The 15,631-nt window shown below is 73.2% G+C and carries 10 protein-coding genes; 5 read left to right on the forward strand and 5 right to left on the reverse strand.

Annotated features, from left to right (window positions below; genetic code table 11):
• The first annotated feature begins 36 nt into the window (after window positions 1–36).
• The 3 genes from ACFC2L_RS06185 to ACFC2L_RS06195 all read left to right on the forward strand — a co-directional run bounded on the left by ACFC2L_RS06185 (window position 37) and on the right by ACFC2L_RS06195 (window position 3,216).
• The gene (locus tag ACFC2L_RS06185) at window positions 37–1,353 is read left to right on the forward strand and encodes an alpha-glucosidase/alpha-galactosidase (RefSeq protein WP_375823411.1); all 1,317 of its coding nucleotides are present in this window, start codon (window positions 37–39) and stop codon (window positions 1,351–1,353) included.
• Window positions 1,350–2,198 carry a class II fructose-bisphosphate aldolase gene (locus tag ACFC2L_RS06190; RefSeq protein WP_375823412.1) on the forward strand — a complete coding sequence of 283 codons (849 nt, stop codon included), beginning with the start codon at window positions 1,350–1,352 and terminating at the stop codon, window positions 2,196–2,198. The genes ACFC2L_RS06185 and ACFC2L_RS06190 overlap by 4 nt, the downstream gene beginning before the upstream one ends.
• Before the next feature lie 82 nt (window positions 2,199–2,280).
• Window positions 2,281–3,216, forward strand: coding sequence for an endo alpha-1,4 polygalactosaminidase (locus ACFC2L_RS06195; RefSeq protein WP_375823413.1), 936 nt, complete (start codon window positions 2,281–2,283; stop codon window positions 3,214–3,216).
• A gap of 43 nt (window positions 3,217–3,259) precedes the next feature.
• Here ACFC2L_RS06195 and hrpA read toward each other — a convergent pair whose 3' ends face one another.
• A complete protein-coding gene (gene hrpA, locus ACFC2L_RS06200) occupies window positions 3,260–7,990 on the reverse strand; it encodes an ATP-dependent RNA helicase HrpA (protein ID WP_375823414.1) in 4,731 nt (1,576 codons plus the stop codon).
• A 107-nt stretch (window positions 7,991–8,097) separates the two neighbouring features.
• Between hrpA and ACFC2L_RS06205 the strand changes: the two genes are divergently transcribed.
• Window positions 8,098–8,385 carry an Arc family DNA-binding protein gene (locus ACFC2L_RS06205; RefSeq protein ID WP_154797530.1) on the forward strand — a complete coding sequence of 96 codons (288 nt, stop codon included), beginning with the start codon at window positions 8,098–8,100 and terminating at the stop codon, window positions 8,383–8,385.
• Window positions 8,382–8,852, forward strand: a complete 471-nt coding sequence (locus tag ACFC2L_RS06210; RefSeq protein ID WP_375823415.1) for a type II toxin-antitoxin system VapC family toxin — start codon at window positions 8,382–8,384, stop codon at window positions 8,850–8,852. Before ACFC2L_RS06205 ends, ACFC2L_RS06210 begins: the two co-directional genes overlap by 4 nt.
• On the opposite strand, the gene ACFC2L_RS06215 is transcribed toward ACFC2L_RS06210, so the two are convergent.
• The 4 genes from ACFC2L_RS06215 to ACFC2L_RS06230 are packed head-to-tail and all read right to left on the reverse strand — an operon-like array spanning window position 8,829 to window position 15,518.
• A complete protein-coding gene (locus tag ACFC2L_RS06215) occupies window positions 8,829–10,061 on the reverse strand; it encodes a Wadjet anti-phage system protein JetD domain-containing protein (protein ID WP_375823416.1) in 1,233 nt (410 codons plus the stop codon). The two genes, ACFC2L_RS06210 and ACFC2L_RS06215, sit on opposite strands and share 24 nt — an antisense overlap.
• Window positions 10,058–13,357 carry an ATP-binding protein gene (locus ACFC2L_RS06220; protein WP_375823417.1) on the reverse strand — a complete coding sequence of 1,100 codons (3,300 nt, stop codon included), beginning with the start codon at window positions 13,355–13,357 and terminating at the stop codon, window positions 10,058–10,060. Before ACFC2L_RS06220 ends, ACFC2L_RS06215 begins: the two co-directional genes overlap by 4 nt.
• Entirely contained in the window at window positions 13,354–14,070 is a 717-nt protein-coding gene (locus ACFC2L_RS06225; RefSeq protein WP_375823418.1) for a DUF4194 domain-containing protein, read from the reverse strand. The genes ACFC2L_RS06220 and ACFC2L_RS06225 overlap by 4 nt, the downstream gene beginning before the upstream one ends.
• Window positions 14,067–15,518 carry a DUF3375 domain-containing protein gene (locus ACFC2L_RS06230; protein WP_375823419.1) on the reverse strand — a complete coding sequence of 484 codons (1,452 nt, stop codon included), beginning with the start codon at window positions 15,516–15,518 and terminating at the stop codon, window positions 14,067–14,069. The genes ACFC2L_RS06225 and ACFC2L_RS06230 overlap by 4 nt, the downstream gene beginning before the upstream one ends.
• Window positions 15,519–15,631: the final 113 nt, after the last annotated feature.

Genomic DNA, 15,631 nt, shown 5'->3' on the forward strand with positions numbered 1-15,631 from the left:
TGCACAGTGCGCTCGACGGCGCCCAGGATCGTCGACATGGTCAGCATCGCGTTCGTCGGCGCCGGGAGCGTCGTCTTCACCCGCCAGCTCGTCGCCGACATCCTGCGCTACCCGGAGCTCGCCGACGCCCGCCTCGTGCTGCACGACATCGACCCCGAGCGGCTCCGCGTCGCCGAGGGCACCGCGCGTCAGGTGAGCCGCCAGCTCGGGGCGTCGGCCACCGTCGAGGCGTACGCCGAGCGTCGCCGGGCCCTCGACGGTGCCGACTTCGTCGTCAACATGATCCAGGTCGGCGGCATCGACGCGACGCTGAGGGACCTCGAGATCCCCGCGCGCCACGGCCTGCGCCAGACCATCGGCGACACGACCGGCGTCGGCGGCGTGTTCCGCGCGCTGCGCACGTTCCCGGTGCTCGAGGGCATCGCGACCGACATGCGCGAGCTGTGCCCGCAGGCGTGGCTGCTCAACTACACGAACCCGATGGCGATGAACGTGTGGTGGGTCTCCACCGTCGCTCCCGACCTCAAGGTCGCCGGGCTCTGCCACTCCGTCTACTGGACGGCGCACGACCTCGCGGAGCTCGTGGGCGTCCCCGTGGAGGAGACGCGGTACCGGGCCGCGGGGGTCAACCACCAGGCGTGGCTGCTCGAGTGGGAGCACCAGGGCGAGTCGCTGTACCCCCGGCTGCGCGAGACGATCCGCCGCGACCCCGGGCTCGAGCGTCGCGTCCGGGTCGAGATCTTCCGTCGCCTCGGCTACTACCCGACGGAGACGAGCGAGCACTCCTCCGAGTACTTGCCCTGGTTCCTCCGCTCCGACGATCAGATCGAGCGCTACCGCCTGCAGCCGCTCGAGTACGTCGGCATCAGCCGGGAGAACGTCGCTGAGTTCGAGGCGGCGCGGCGTGCGCTCGCCGCCGGCGAGGACCTCGCGCTCGAGGACGGCGCGAGCGAGTACGCGCCCCAGATCATCCACTCGCTCATCACCGGGACGCCGCGCGAGGTGCACGTCAACGTCCCCAACCACGGGCTGATCGGCAACCTGCCCCAGGGTGCGGTCGTCGAGGTCCCGGCGGCGGTCGACGGCGACGGTCTGCGCCCCGTGCCGATGGGCTCGCTCCCGGCCCAGTGCGCGGCGCTCAACCAGCCGTACGTCTCGGTCGGCGCGCTCACCGTCGAGGCGGCGCGCACCGGCGACCCTCGGCTCGTGCGCCAGGCCGTGCTCATGGACCCGAACGCGTCCTCGACCCTCACGCCGGAGCAGATCTGGGCCCTGTGCGACGAGCTCGTCACGGCGCACGGCGACCTGCTCCCCGAGCCGTTGCGCGCCCTCGTGCCGGCAGGTGCCCTGTGACCCTGGCCGCGACGGGCAACCTCGTCGCTGCGGCGGCGCGCGACGGCGGCGCCGTGCTCGCGTTCAACGTCATCACGCTCGAGCACGCCGAGGGCATCGTCGCCGGCCTCGAGGACTCCGGGGCACCCGGCATCCTGCAGGTCAGCGAGAACGCCGTCCGCTACCACGAGGGCCGCATGACGGCCCTGGTCGCGGCCTGCCGCGAGATCGCCGTCGCGGCGCGCGTCCCCGTCTCGCTGCACCTCGACCACGTCCAGGACGTCGACCTCGCGCGCCAGGTCGTCGACCAGGCGTGGCGGCTCGGGATCACGTCGATCATGGTCGATGCCGCCCACCTCGACTACGCGGACAACGTCGCCACGACCCGCGACCTCACCCGGTCGGCGCACGACACCACGCTGTGGGTCGAGGCCGAGCTCGGCGCGATCGGCGGCAAGGACGGTGCGCACGCGCCCGGCGTGCGGACCGACCCGCACGAGGCGGCGTCCTTCGTCGCCGCGACCGGTGTCGACGGGCTCGCCGTCGCCGTGGGCAGCTCCCACGCCATGACGAGCACGACCGCGGAGCTCGACCTCGACCTCGTCGAGCGGATCGCCGCCGAGGTCCCCGTCCCGCTCGTGCTGCACGGGTCGTCCGGCGTGGCCGCCGCGATGCTGCGCGACGCCGTCGCGCGCGGGATCCGGAAGATCAACGTCGGGACCGCGCTCAACGTCGGCTACACGCGTCAGGTGCGAGACTTCCTCGACGCGAACGACGGGGTCACCGACCCCCGCAAGTACCTCGCCCCGGCGCGAGGGGCTGTGCGCGACGCCGTCGACCGGCTCTGCACGCAGGTGTTCGCCTGACACCTCGGACCGTCCTGCATCTCCTGATCGGCACCCCCACCATGGCGCGCGGGCAGCGCGTCACGACGAGAGGAACGAGCACATGAGACGAACGACGACCGGCCTGGCCCTCGGCTCGGCGCTGGTGCTGACCGCGTGCGCGGGCGGCCCCGCCGTCGGCGGCACGAGCCCCGTCCCGGACACGGCGCGCACGACCTCCACCGACGCGACGACCCCCGCCGCGGTCGAGCTGCCGCCCACGAGCGGGATCCTCGACTACCAGCTCGGCGGCGCGTACGACCAGGTCGACGCGGGATCCGGGCCGGTCGCCCCCGACGTGGTGGTGCGCGACGCGACGGCGACGCCGCTCGCGGGCGCGTACAACGTCTGCTACGTCAACGGGTTCCAGACGCAGCCCGACGACGCCGACCTCTGGCTCGACCACGAGGAGCTCCTGCTGCACGACGCGGGCGGGGAGCTCGTGATCGACCCCGACTGGCCGGACGAGTTCGTGCTCGACCCCTCGACCGCCGCGCAGCGGGACGGGATCCTCGACCTCCTCGGCCCGGTCGTCACCGGGTGCGCCGACGACGGGTTCGACGCCGTCGAGATCGACAACCTCGACACCTGGACCCGGTTCGACCAGATCGACGAGGCCGGCGCGCACGCGCTCGCGACGGCGTACGTCGGTCTCGCGCACGACGCCGGGCTCGCCATCGCCCAGAAGAACGCCGCGGAGATCACGCAGGTCGCGCACGACGACCTCGGCTTCGACTTCGCCGTGACCGAGGAGTGCGCCGTCTGGGACGAGTGCTCCGCGTACACCGACGTGTACGGCGACCACGTGCTGCAGGTCGAGTACCCCGGCCCGCTCGCGGGCGAGGGCCTCACGTTCGCCGACGTCTGCGCTCTCGGCGACCGCGCACCCCTGACCGTGCTGCGCGACCTTTACCTCGTCACGCCGGACACGGACGTGAGCGGGTTCGACCCCGTCGAGGAGACGGGCGAGCCGTACTCGTACGTGTTCGAGACCTGCTGACCGCGAGGCGGCGGGCGGCGCCCGCGCCGTGCGCCGCCTCGTGTCACCAGCCGTCGGGCGTGAGGAGCTTGCGGATGCGCTTCTCGCTCACCGGGCCGTCGGTGCCGAGCTGCTGCGCGAACAGCGACACGCGCAGCTCCTCGACCAGCCACCGGACCTCGGCCAGGTCCGCCGCGCGGACCGGGTCGGCCGGGCCCTGGGCGTAGGCGGCCCGGGCGCGCTGGTACGCCTCCTCGACGTCGTGGACGCGCCACGCGAGCTCGGCGTCGCGGTTCGGGTTCGTCTGCGCCTTCTCCAGCCGGTACGACGCCGCGCGCAGGTAGCGCGTCAGGTGCGGCAGGCGGCGGGGCGGGGTCTGGGAGACGAACCCGTCGTGGATCAGGCCCGCAGCCTGGTCGCGCAGGTCGGTGAGCGTGTTGAGCAGCGCGAGGCTGTTCGACGCGCGGATCTCCGCGTCGAGGTTGCGCGACGCCGTCAGCGCCGCCACGACGTGCCCGACCACCTGGTGCACCTGGTCCTCCAGGTGCGCCCGCACGAACGTCCGTGCCGCCGCGTAGCTCTCGGCGTCGCGGATCGCCGCGACGTCCGGCTGCGTGCCGTACGGCCCGCTGCCGCCGCTCGTCAGCGCGATCACCGCGGCGAGCTGGAGGTCCGCGACGAGCGCGTCCGTGTTCCGGTACGGGCTGGCCGCCATGGTGAGCGACTGCGTCCCGTTCCACCGGCTCGTGATGCGCCCGGTCTGCAGCGCCGTCTCCGTCAGCAGCAGACGCCGCACCCCCCGCGCGTGCTCCCGCGCCTGCGCGGTCGCGTCGGCCAGCACGCGCAGCGCGACGACCGGCTTGCCCTTCGCGTCCTGCTCCTCGACGACCGCCGGGTACCCCCGCACCACGACCCCACCCCCGAGGTCGGTCGACACCGTCGCGGGCAGCCGCCCGTCGGTGAGGTCGTCGGGCCAGGTGATCAGGTTGGTGCGTTCGCTCACGAGCGCGGCCGTGGTGGGGTCTGCGGGCGGTGCGTCGCCTCGCCGCGGCGAACCGGACGCCGAGGGCGACGCTGCGCCGTCCGGCGCCGTGCCCTGTCCGCGGCGCGTCGGCGAGCCGGACGCGGAGGCGGGGGAGGGGGCGTCGGATGCGAAGGGCGTGGCGGGCCTGGCGGGAGCGCCGTGAGGAACGAGCGGCGCGGATGGTAGCCCGAGCACCGACGCCCCCTCCGCCGCCGAACCCGACCCAGAGACCGACGCACCCGACCCGGGAACCGATCCCGAAGCCGCCTCGCGCAGAGCAGCACCCACCGCGCCCTTCACCGCGGCGCGGACCGCCGCCTGGTTCTGCGCGGCGAGACGACGCTGGAGGGCGAGGAGGTCCTTCGACTCGTCGAGGACGACGGACCCGCCGCGGCCGCGCGGGTCCTCGACGCGGAACGTCATGCGCAGGTGCGCGGGCAGGCGCGCCTCCTGCTCGGGGCCCCACGCGTCGTCGGGGATGACGACGTCGCGCAGCGCCCGGACGGCGCGCGTGAAGGCGACGGGGAACGGCTCGGCCATGTCGCCCGCGCGGGCCATGTCCTCCCAGGCGGGCGTGTGCTCGCGGAGCCAGGCGACGACGTCGCGCGCGACGTCCGGTGCTGGCACGAGCTGGACGCGGACCGGCTTGGGCAGCGAGCGGATCGTCGCCGTGGCGAGCTCGTCGAGCAGGCCGGGGACCATCCAGTCGAACCCGTCGGGGACGACGCGGTTGAGCACGGAGATCGGGACGTGCACGGTGACGCCGTCGGCGTCGGTCCCGGGCTGGAACTGGTAGGTGAGCGGCAGCGTGAGCTCGCCCTGCGGCCAGGTCTCGGGGAACTGGGACGTGTCGATCTGCTCGGCGTCGGGCACGAGCTGTTCGAGCGTGAAGGTGAGCAGGTCGGGGTCCCGGCGGCGCGCCGTCTTCCACCAGCGGTCGAAGTGCGCGGCGGACACGACGTCGTCGGGGACGCGCTCGTCGTAGAAGTCGAACAGCGCGTCGTCGTCGACGACGAGCCCGCGCTGGCGCGAGCGCGCCTCGAGCTCCTCCGCCTCGGCGAGGAGCTTCCGGTTGTCGTGGAAGAACCGGTGGTGCGTCGTCCACTCGCCCTGCACGAGCGCGTGCCGCACGAACATCTCGCGCGCGGCCTCGGGGTCGACCTTGGCGTAGAGCACCTTGCGGTCCGCGACGATCGGCACGCCGTAGAGCAGCACCTTCTCGGTCGCGATGGCGGCGCCGCGCTTGGTCGACCAGTGCGGCTCGGAGTACGTGCGCCGCGCGAGGTCGCCCGCGAGGTCCTCGGCCCACTCGGGCTGGATGCGCGCGACGTCGCGCGCCCACAGCCGCGACGTCTCGACGAGCTCGCCCGCCATGATCCACGCCGGCGGCTTCTTGCTGAGCGGGGACCCGGGGAAGATCGCGAACCGCGCGCCGCGTGCACCCGTGTACTCGTTGCGCGCCTGCTTCTGCGCGCGCCGCAGCGCCTTGGCCCGGGCCTCGCCCTTGAGGTGCGCGACCGACGACGCCTTGACGTCGCCCGTGTCCTGCATCCCGAGCTGCGACAGCAGCCCGGACAGCAGCGCCTTGTGGATCGTGTCGCCGTCCCAGGCGCGCTTGTACGCCGCGCTCTGCTCGGCGGCGGCCGGGTCGGGAGCCGTGGTCGGGTCCGCGGCGGCTGAGCCCGAGGCCCCCTCCGCCGAACCCGATCCGGAGCGCCCGGCGCGCGGCTTGTACGACATGTCGATGCCGAGGGGCTTGGACATCTCGCGGAGCTGGGCGACGACGTCCTGCCACTCGCGGATGCGCAGGAAGTTGAGGTACTCGGCCTTGCACAGGCGGCGGAAGGCCGACGACGAGAGCTCGTGCTGCTGCTCGCGGACGTACTCCCAGACGTTGAGGTAGGTGAGGAAGTCGGAGTGCGGGTCGGTGAAGCGCGCGTGCGCCTGGTCGGCCTGCGCGCGGACCTCGGCGGGGCGCTCGCGCGGGTCCTGGATCGACATGACGGCGGCGATGATCGCGACCTCGCGCGCGACGCCGAGCCTCGAGCCCTCCCAGATCATGCGGGCGAGGCGCGGGTCCATGGGGAGCTGCGCGAGCACGCGCCCGACCTCGGTGAGGCGCGTGACGCCGTCGGACGTGGCGAGCGCGCCGAGCTCGGTGAGGAGCTGGACGCCGTCGCGCACGGCGCGCGTGTCCGGGGGCTCGACGAACGGGAAGCGCGCGACCTCGTCGGGGGTCTCGACGACGCCGACGGAGATCATCTGGAGCAGCACCGACGCGAGGGAGGTGCGCAGGATCTCCGGCTCGGTGAACTCGGGCCGGGAGAGGAAGTCGTCCTCGGAGTAGAGGCGCACCGCGATGCCGTCGGCGACACGGCCGGAGCGGCCGGAGCGCTGGTTCGCGCTCGCCTGCGAGACGGGCTCGATGGGCAGGCGCTGCACCTTGGTCGCCTTGGAGTAGCGCGAGATGCGGGCCGTGCCGGGGTCGACGACGTAGTGGATGCCCGGCACGGTCAGCGACGTCTCGGCGACGTTCGTCGCGAGCACGATGCGCCGCGACGTGTGCGCCTGGAACACGCGGTGCTGCTCGGCCGACGACAGCCGCGCGTACAGCGGCAGGATCTCGACGCGCTGCGGGTGCTTCGGGTCGGTGACGCGGTCCTTGAGGTGGCCGGTGAGCGCGTCGGCGGCGTCGTGGATCTCGCGCTCGCCGGAGAGGAACACGAGGATGTCGCCGTGCCCCTCGCGCATGAGCTCGTCGCACGCGTCGACGATGCCGGTCACGAGGTCCTTCTCCTCGGCGCCCGCGCGGCCCTTCGCCTTCGTGCCGCTGCCGGTGGAGGCGCCGGGGTCGACGTCGGGGGACAGCGGCCGGTACCGGATCTCGACCGGGTAGGTGCGGCCGGACACCTCGACGACGGGCGCGGTGTCGGGCAGCGCGTCGACCACGTAGTCCGGCGCGCCGCCGAGCTGGGCGAGGTGTGCGGGGGAGAAGTGCTGCGCGAAGCGCTCGGAGTCGATCGTCGCCGACGTGATGATCAGCTTGAGGTCGGGGCGGCGTGGCAGGAGCCGCGCGAGGTAGCCGAGCAGGAAGTCGATGTTGAGGGACCGCTCGTGCGCCTCGTCGACGATGATCGTGTCGTACGCGAGGAGCTCCGGGTCGCGCTGGATCTGCGCGAGCAGGATGCCGTCCGTCATGACCTTGACGAGCGTGTCCTCGCTGGAGGTGTCGGTGAACCGCACCTGGTACCCGACGACGCCGCCCAGCTCCGTGCCGAGCTCCTCCGCGATGCGCTCGGCGACGGTCCGCGCGGCGATGCGGCGGGGCTGCGTGTGCCCGACCTGCCCCGCGCGGCCCCGCCCGAGCTCGAGCGCGATCTTGGGGAGCTGCGTCGTCTTCCCGGAGCCCGTCTCGCCCGCGACGATGACGACCTGGTGGTCGCGGATCGCGGCGGCGATGTCCGCGCGTCGGGCGCTGACGGGGAGCTGCTCCGGGTACGTGATGGGCGGGACCGTCACGGCCTCGCGTGCCTGCGCGGCCCGATCGAGCTGCGCGCGGCTCACCTGCCGCGGGCCCGACGGCGGCCGCTCGCCCCGCCCGCGCCGCGTCGCCGTCGCGGTCGTCGAGGTGCCCGACGTCGGGCGGTCGCCCTGTCCGCGTCCGCGGCGGTTCCCGCGGCGACGACGACCCTCGCGCGGGGTGCCCTCGGCGGCGCCGCCCTGCTGGGCAGGGCGCGCGTCAGGCTGGTTCGCTGCGGGCTCGGTACTCACGACGGTCCATTCTCTCAACCCGTCGCAACTTCATTGCTCCCGAGGGCGGGACGACCCTGGCCGACGGTGCTGTCGTTTTGCTAGCGTGGTTCTCGGAGGTGGTCGAGATGGCGACGCTGACGATCCGAGGGCTCGACGACGACGTGCGCGAACGGCTGCGTGCCCGGGCCGCAGAGCACGGCCGGTCCATGGAGGCGGAGATCCGCGCGATCCTCACGTCTGCGGTGACGGCACCGAGCGGGTTGGAACGCGGGCTCGGCACGTTCATCCACAGCTCGTTCGCCGACGCCGGGCTGACGGTCGAGCTCGACCTGCCCCCGCGCTCGGAACACGGACGCGCCGTCGACTTCTCCGACGAGCCGGGCGGGTCGGACCGCGAGGTCGCGGACGCGTGATCGTCCTCGACACGAACGTCGTGTCCGAGGCGATCCGCCCGGTACCCGAGGCGCGCGTGCTCCGCTGGCTCGACGCGCAGGCTCCGGAGGCGCTGTGGATCACGGCCGTCACCGTCGGCGAGATCGTCCACGGCGTGGCTCGGCTGCCCGAGGGGCGGCGCCGGGACCGCCTCGCCGCGCTCATCGAGGAGCACGTCACCACGACCTTCTCGGACAGGGTGCTCGCGTACGACGCCGACGCCGCGCGCGTCGGGGGCACCCTCCTCGCGCTCCGCGAGCGAGCGGGGCGGCCGATGAGCATGGCCGACGCGCAGATCGCCGCGATCTGTCGTGTGCACGACGCGACGCTCGCGACGCGCAACGTCCGCGACTTCGTCGGCACAGGGGTGGACGTCGTCGACCCGTGGGAGTTGTCGCCGAGAAGCCGAGCAGCGCCGCGGACCTCAGATCCGACCGAGGGCGCCTGACGAGCGCCCAGCGTGACGAGTCGCCGCGGCGACCGCCACCCGGACTGCGGTGAGCGCCGTCTCCCACGGGATGCGCTCCTGCTCGAGCCGTCGACCACCCTCGGCACGGACACGGTCGAGACTCCTGCGCTCGTCGGGTGTCAGGTGCGTCGGCTCGCGCAGGACCGGGCGGGCTTCGACGTCCCACAGGTCGTGATGCGCCGTGAACGTCTGCTCGTCCATGAGGATGCTCGTCACGCGGGGGTGCCAGCCGCGGAGGTCGTCGAGGATCGCGAGCCCGTCGGAGTCGATGTCTCCCCAGTAGACGAGCGGGCGGTCGGCGATCCACGGGACGTCGCGGAGTCGTGGCAGGGCGTAGCCCGAGCCGTGGACGACAAGAGCTCGACCCAGCGCCGGGTCGTCGTCGGGGAGGGACAGCAGGGACTCGAGATTCTCCAGGACGAGGACGGCGTCCGGGTCGAGGGCGAGCCGGACGAGCTCGGCGGGAGAGGCGCCGAAGGTGCGTGGCGCACCGGGCAGCAGCCCGGGGTCGAGGAGCCGGACGCGCACGAGGTTCTGGTCCTGGGCCAGCCCGAGCGTCGGCGAGCCGGTCAGCGCCTCGTGGAACGACGTGACCAGGCCGACGTGACGCTCGAGCCACTTCGTCCCGACCCCGCGGACGGGGACCTGCCGGACGCGCAGACCCGAATCCGGTCGCTGCGCGAGCCACGTCGCCACGTCGAGCGCACGCTCCAGGTCGTCCGCCGCGATCGTGCTGAGGGTCGCGGTGTTCCGGCGGATCGCCCGCGCGATGCCGTCGAGCTCGGTACCCGAGCCCTCGGCCGTGATCCGGGTTCGCACGACGGCGGATCGCTCGTCGAGCGCCCTCCAGTGCGCGTGTACGCCGTGGCCGGCGAAAGACGCGATCGCGTCCGACCCGTCCAGCACGACACGGTCGGGGACGCGCTGTCGACCGACGCGCGGCCACCGCCGTTCGGTCCAGACGACCGCGTCCGCAGGGCGCACCGCCCGCCACGAGTCGACCCACGCGCGCGCCGCGGCCTCGTCGCGTCGGACGTCGTCCTCGGTCGGGGGGTGCAGCGGGACGTCGAGGACCGCTGGCCGTGCGTCGTCCCGCGCGGCCCAACCACCGCGCCGCTGCTGGACGAGGCGCTGGGCGCGCCCACGGACGTCGGCGGGGGTGACGGGCACAGGACGGCGCGCCGTCACCGCCCCTCCTCGAACGTCACGTCGGCCACGAGAGACTGGTAGCGGTCGGGGTTCGTGACGTGCGTGACCGCACCGACGTAGGGCTCGATGGTCTGGAGGAGCTTCTGGGGCGTCGCGAGCACCATCTGGAAGCCGAACCGGACGAACACGTTCATGGCCATCCGGGTGTACTCCGCGTCGGCCTTGTCGAAGGCCTCGTCGAGAATCACGGTCCCGTACCGGGCGACCTCGCCCTCGTCGGAGAGTTGGTATCGCAGCGCGGCCGCGAGGCAGAAGATCACGAGCCGCTGCCGCTGACCGCCGGACCGACCACCGCCGGAGTCGTAGACGTCGACCACCTGTCGGTCGTCGTCCAGCACCTTCGCGAGGAACGTGACGTGCTCGCGCGTGTCGAGGCAGCGCTGGCGCCACCCGCGGTCTTTGCCCTCGTTCGACGCGAGCCGCCGCATGAGCTCGGCGAGGACGGCGAACCGTCGCTCGGCGGCCTCGAGGTCGTCGGCCTCCCAGGACCCGTCGATGACGCTGCTCAGGTCGGAGAGGAAGGCCGTGACCTCCTCCGAGCGGCGGACCTTGGGCTCGATCATGAGCGTGACGCCCTCGTCGAACGGGGACAGCGCGAGCGAGTCGTTCACGCTGTCCACCCGCTCGGCGACGCGCTGCGGCGCGTCGAGGATCTCCCCGCGCAGGTGTCCGACGAGCTCGACCGACCGGTCGCGCAGCAGCCGCAGGAAGTCGGCCTCGTGCTCGGGCAGCCCGCGCGCCACGATGTCGTCCAGGACCGTGCGGTAGCCGGCACGGTCGTCGACGGTGGTGGTCAGGTCTGCGGCCGTCGCGGGCCACCGACCACGGAACTGCGTGGCGAGCCGGACGAACTGCTCGCCCGAGGCGCGCAGCGCCGCCTCCGCGCCCGACCGCTCCTCCCACAGACGGTGGGTGACCTGCGTGGTGACCCGCGCGACGTCGTCGGGCCCGAGGCGGCGCCGGTCGCTGTGGAACCTCCGATCGAGCTGCTCGAGGACCTCCCCGTCGAGGCGGTCACCCTCCGTGCGCCGTGCCTCGAGGTCACCGATGCGCTCCTCGCGTTCGACGAGCAGGCGTTTGAGCTCGGCCGATGCCTGCTCCGCGGAGTTCGCGCGCTCGTTGGCGGCGGCGTCCTCGTCTGCGGCCTCTTGGCGGCGGAGCTGCGCGTCTCGCAGGTCGGGGCTCGTGCGCGTCGCGTCCTCGAGTTGGTCACGGCGTTCTGCGACCAGGGTCCGTGCCGCCTCGCGATCGATCTCGTCCCACGTCGTGCGGGTCACGCGGGTGAGCGTGAGTCGACGCGCGGCCTCCCGGTACCGGGACTGCTGGGCCGCCTCGGCTGCCTCCTCCGCGGTGTCGCGGGCGGTGCGGGCGGCGGCCAGTGCCTCGAGCAGCACCCCCAGCTTCGCCGCGTTGTCCGTCCCGAGCACCCAGCGTCGGCGATCGTCGACCGGGTGCGTGTCGTTCTTCTCGTACCGCGTCGCGGACGTCTTGACCTGCCCCGCGGGCGTCACCCCGCGAGCCACGTGGTCGAGGTCGTCGGCGGTCTCGACGCACGCGTAGTCGTACCGTTGCGTGAGGGTGTGGACGAGCCAGTCGTGCAGCGGCCCGGGTGCGACGTCGACCTTGTGCAGCAGCGAGTCTGGCGATGCGGCGGGACGCGGAGCCTCGGCCCCGCGACCGGCGACCTCGACGACGAATCGTGTGCCGAGGTGGCGTCGGTCGATCGCGCGCCGCACGCCCGCGAGGTGCTCGGGTCGTACGAGGAGCGTCCGGGCGAACGGACGCAGGACGCGCTCGATCGCTCCGGTCCAGACGGCATGCTCGGGGCGGACGTCGATCAGCTCGCCCGCGAACGGCAGCGCCGCCTCGGGCATGCCGACCTCGGCCGCGACCTGGGTGCGGATCGAGGTCAGCACCGGGTCCATGTTCGTCGGACGCCCCCTCCGCATGGCGTCCACCTCCGCCTCGAGCCGCGCGAGCTCCCGTCGGGTGCGAGCGGCACGGTCGAGGACGTCGTGCGGGACGGCCGTGGGCTCCGCCGCGAGGGTGCGGCGCGCCACCTCGGCGAGCTCCGCGAGCTCCGTACGGGTCGTCGGGGTGTCGACGATTCCGACGTCTCGCAGCTCGTGCGCGAACGACTCCCAGCGTCGTTCGACCTCGTGCAGCGCACGCTCCGCGTCCTCGACGCGCCCGGCGAGCGCCCCGACCTCGCCGCCGCCCAGCCGGGCCGTGTGTTCAACCGCCAGGTCGTAGCGTTCGCGTGCTCGCTTCGCCTCGTCACGGGCGGCGCGCGCGTCGTCCTGGGCCCGGGCGTGCCGCGAGAGCAGCTCGTGGTGCACGGTGCGGGACAGATCCAGCTCGAGCCCGGTCGCGTAGCCGTCGAGCGCGGCGAGCAGGCGGTCGGACTGGTCCTGCAGCGCGAGGCCCTTCTCGTGCTCGTCTCCGACCTCGGCCATCCGGCCCAGGTGCTCCGCCTGCTCGCGCAGCGTCACGACGTGCTGGTGCGCGCGGTGCAGCTCGCCAAACTGCGCGACGGCGTTGTCGGCCTGCGCGAACGTCGTCGGCGGCTCGAGCATGTACTGGCGGAAGAGCTGGTCGAGGGTGCTGAGGTTCTTCGCGGACTGCGTCTTGTGCAGGAGTAGCAGGGCGTTCTCGTGATCGATGCCGAGCGCGCGGCGGAGCCGGACGTAGAACTGCGCGTGGCTGCCGTTGGTCGTCACCGTCTCGCCGGGGAACGCCGTCTTGAGCGCCTTCGCCTCGATGCCCTTCTCGACGAAGGGGCCCAGGTCCTGGAGCGTCACGGGGGTGCGCAGGAGGAGGCACGCGTCGCGCAGGTCGGAGCGGTCGGTGCTCGCGCCGCGCAGGTGGAACAGGCGTGCGGCAACCACCGTGCCGCCCTCGCCGTCCTCGTAGCGCAGCAGGATGCCGCTCCACACCGAGCCCGTCCGTGCGTACGTCGTGACGACGCGGTCCACGTGCTCGTCCGCGGACTTGCTCCACGCGCCGCGGACGTAGCTGACGAGGTTGCGGTCCTCACCGCGGCCGCCGGTGTCCTGCGCGGCGAGGTTGAAACGCAGCCACTTGTCCGGTGTGAGGACGGCGGCGACCGCGTCGAGCAGGGATGACTTACCCGAGCCCGACGCCCCTGTCACGAGGTGTCCCCTGCGCGCGACGCCGATCGGGGTGAACCCGCCGAACGTCCCCCAGTTGAACAGCTCGACGCGCGCGAGCCGCCACTGGCCCGCTGCCAGGGGCGCGAGGGTCGGGGTCGTCATCGGTCCGTCTCCTGGTTCGTCGGGCGGTCTGCGACCTCCGCCGCGGCGATGCGGTCGTACTCGGCGCCGATAGCGCGCACCTGCTGCTCGTCGACGAGGACGCGCAGCACGGGGGAGATCTCGACCCGGTCGTCGTCGTCGGCACGGGCCGCGCCGGCCGAGTGCACGACGCGGAGCGTGTTGCGCATCTTCGTCCACGACGCGTTGAGCCGCCGGGAGAAGTCCTGCTCGTCACGATCCCGGGTGCGGAACACCTGCAACCGCTCGAACACCTCGTCACGCCCGACGATGACGCGCCGCTCACCCTGACCGGAGAGCAGCAGCTCGCGCAGGACGAGCAGCATCGCAGTGTCGAGGAACGTGAGCTGGACGGTGCGGACGGTGCTCGGCACCTCGACCTCGTCCGTGCGTGCGCGCCGGACGAACGCGAGCTCGGCGTCCAGGTCGACCACGAGGTCGAGGAACAGGTCGTGCAGCCGGGAGCGGATCGCCGACTCGTCCGAGAGCAGGGCCGACCACAGGGCGGGGTGTCGTGCCGCGGACAGGTACGGGCCGCGGACGAGGGTCAGCAGTGCGCGGCGGGCTGACTCGCTCGCGAGGGTCCCGGTGTCCTCGTGCCACAACGCGTCCGGGGAAGTGGGGGCGAGCGGATCGTCCGTGCCCGCGGGTTCGGTTCCGGCGTGGGCCGGGGCGGTCGTGGTCACGTCCGTCATCGTGCGGTCCTCTCCGTGAAGCGATGGACGACGACGTCGGCGCGCCGCGGGATCTTGTCGAGCCCGGTCCAGGTGAGGATCTCGGTCGTCTCGTCGTCGCGCGTGCCGTGCCGAGCCGCGAGCGTGAGGAGCCCGACGACGCTCGCGATGCCTTGCGTCGCGGGGTGCGCGGCGAGGACCTCGCCGACCGTCGCGGTCGCGCGCCCGGCCAGCACGGCGTCCACCGCGTCGGCGAGCTCGGCGAAGTCGATCTCCGTCTCGCGCGCGATGGCGCGCAGGTTCTCCAGGCTCGCGACACCGCCCGCGTTGACCTCCATGGGCGCGGTCGCGTCCATCTCGGCCGGGTCGTGCAGGCGTAGCTCGCCGATGCTCGTCAGCGGGACCGAGGTCAGCTCCAGCACGACGTCGGTGGGGGAGTAGGGCTTCGTGCGCGGTGCGGCGGCGACGCCCTTGGCGACCGTCTCGTCGAGGAGTCGGCGCAGGGCACGGTCACGCTGGTAGTCCTGGGACTGCACGTACCGACGCAGGCCGCGCGCGAAGGTCGTCACGACACCCTGGACCTCCGCGGAGTGCTCCTTGAGGGACCGCATGAACCGGCGCAGGAAGCGCCGCTCGCCCGGGTCGAGGTCGGCGGCGAACTCGCGGCGCAGGAGGCGCGTGACGGCGTCGTCCACCTGGGCCCCCTGCGCCGGGTCGAGCACGAGGCGCGAGAAGGCCGCGAAGGTCCGTCCCTCGTCCGAGGAGGCGATGAGGTCGACGCCGCGGAACACCTCCGCAAGGACCGTGCGCGAGGACTGGTCGGAGCCGAGGACGCTCGCGTGCAGGTCGTGGCTGAGCTGCTCGAACCGGGCACGCACGCGCGCGAAGTCGGCCGGCACGTCGTGCGCCTGGGTGAGGATGTCCAGGAGGCGTTCGGCGGCGCGACGGTCGTCGAGCGTGGGCTCGCCCGCCGCGGTCCGGGAGATCTGCTCGTCGAGCCGGTCGCGCTGCGCCTGGAGGGCCGCGAGGCGACGAGTCACGTCCGGGTCGGTCTCGACCGCGAGGTCCGCGAGGCGCCCGACGATGCTCGCGAGCCGCGACTCCGTGACCGCCTGACGCGGCGTCGTGATCTGCTCGACGACACGGATCGCGGCGAGCGCACCGGGTGAGAGCTCGAGTGTCTCGCCGCGGGACTCGACGGCCGGGCGCCGGACGAGGAAGCCGTTCGCCCGCCACGCGTCGCAGTACGCACGACCCGTCAGTGGCAGGTGGAGGTGAGCACGTAGCTCGTCGAGGTCCGCTTCCACCAGGTCGTACAGCTCCTCCGCGGGGCGGCGGTGCACATCACCCCCCAGGTGCTCGCCGAGTACCGCGACCACGACGGGCAGGTGCTCGGCGCGCAGCAGCGTGAGCGCAGGGTCGTCCTTGACGAGCTCCTGCAAGCCCAGCGCGGTACTGAGGACGGACACTTCGACGCCTCACTCCAGATGACCGACGGTTCGGCATCCAGCATGCCGGACGCCGCCGACACGACTCGAACGGGGAGCGGACGGTCAGCACGCCGCGGGAACATCAGGCCGCC

Source organism: Cellulosimicrobium sp. NPDC055967 (assembly GCF_042269845.1).
In the GTDB taxonomy this organism is placed as follows: Bacteria; Actinomycetota; Actinomycetes; order Actinomycetales; family Cellulomonadaceae; genus Cellulosimicrobium.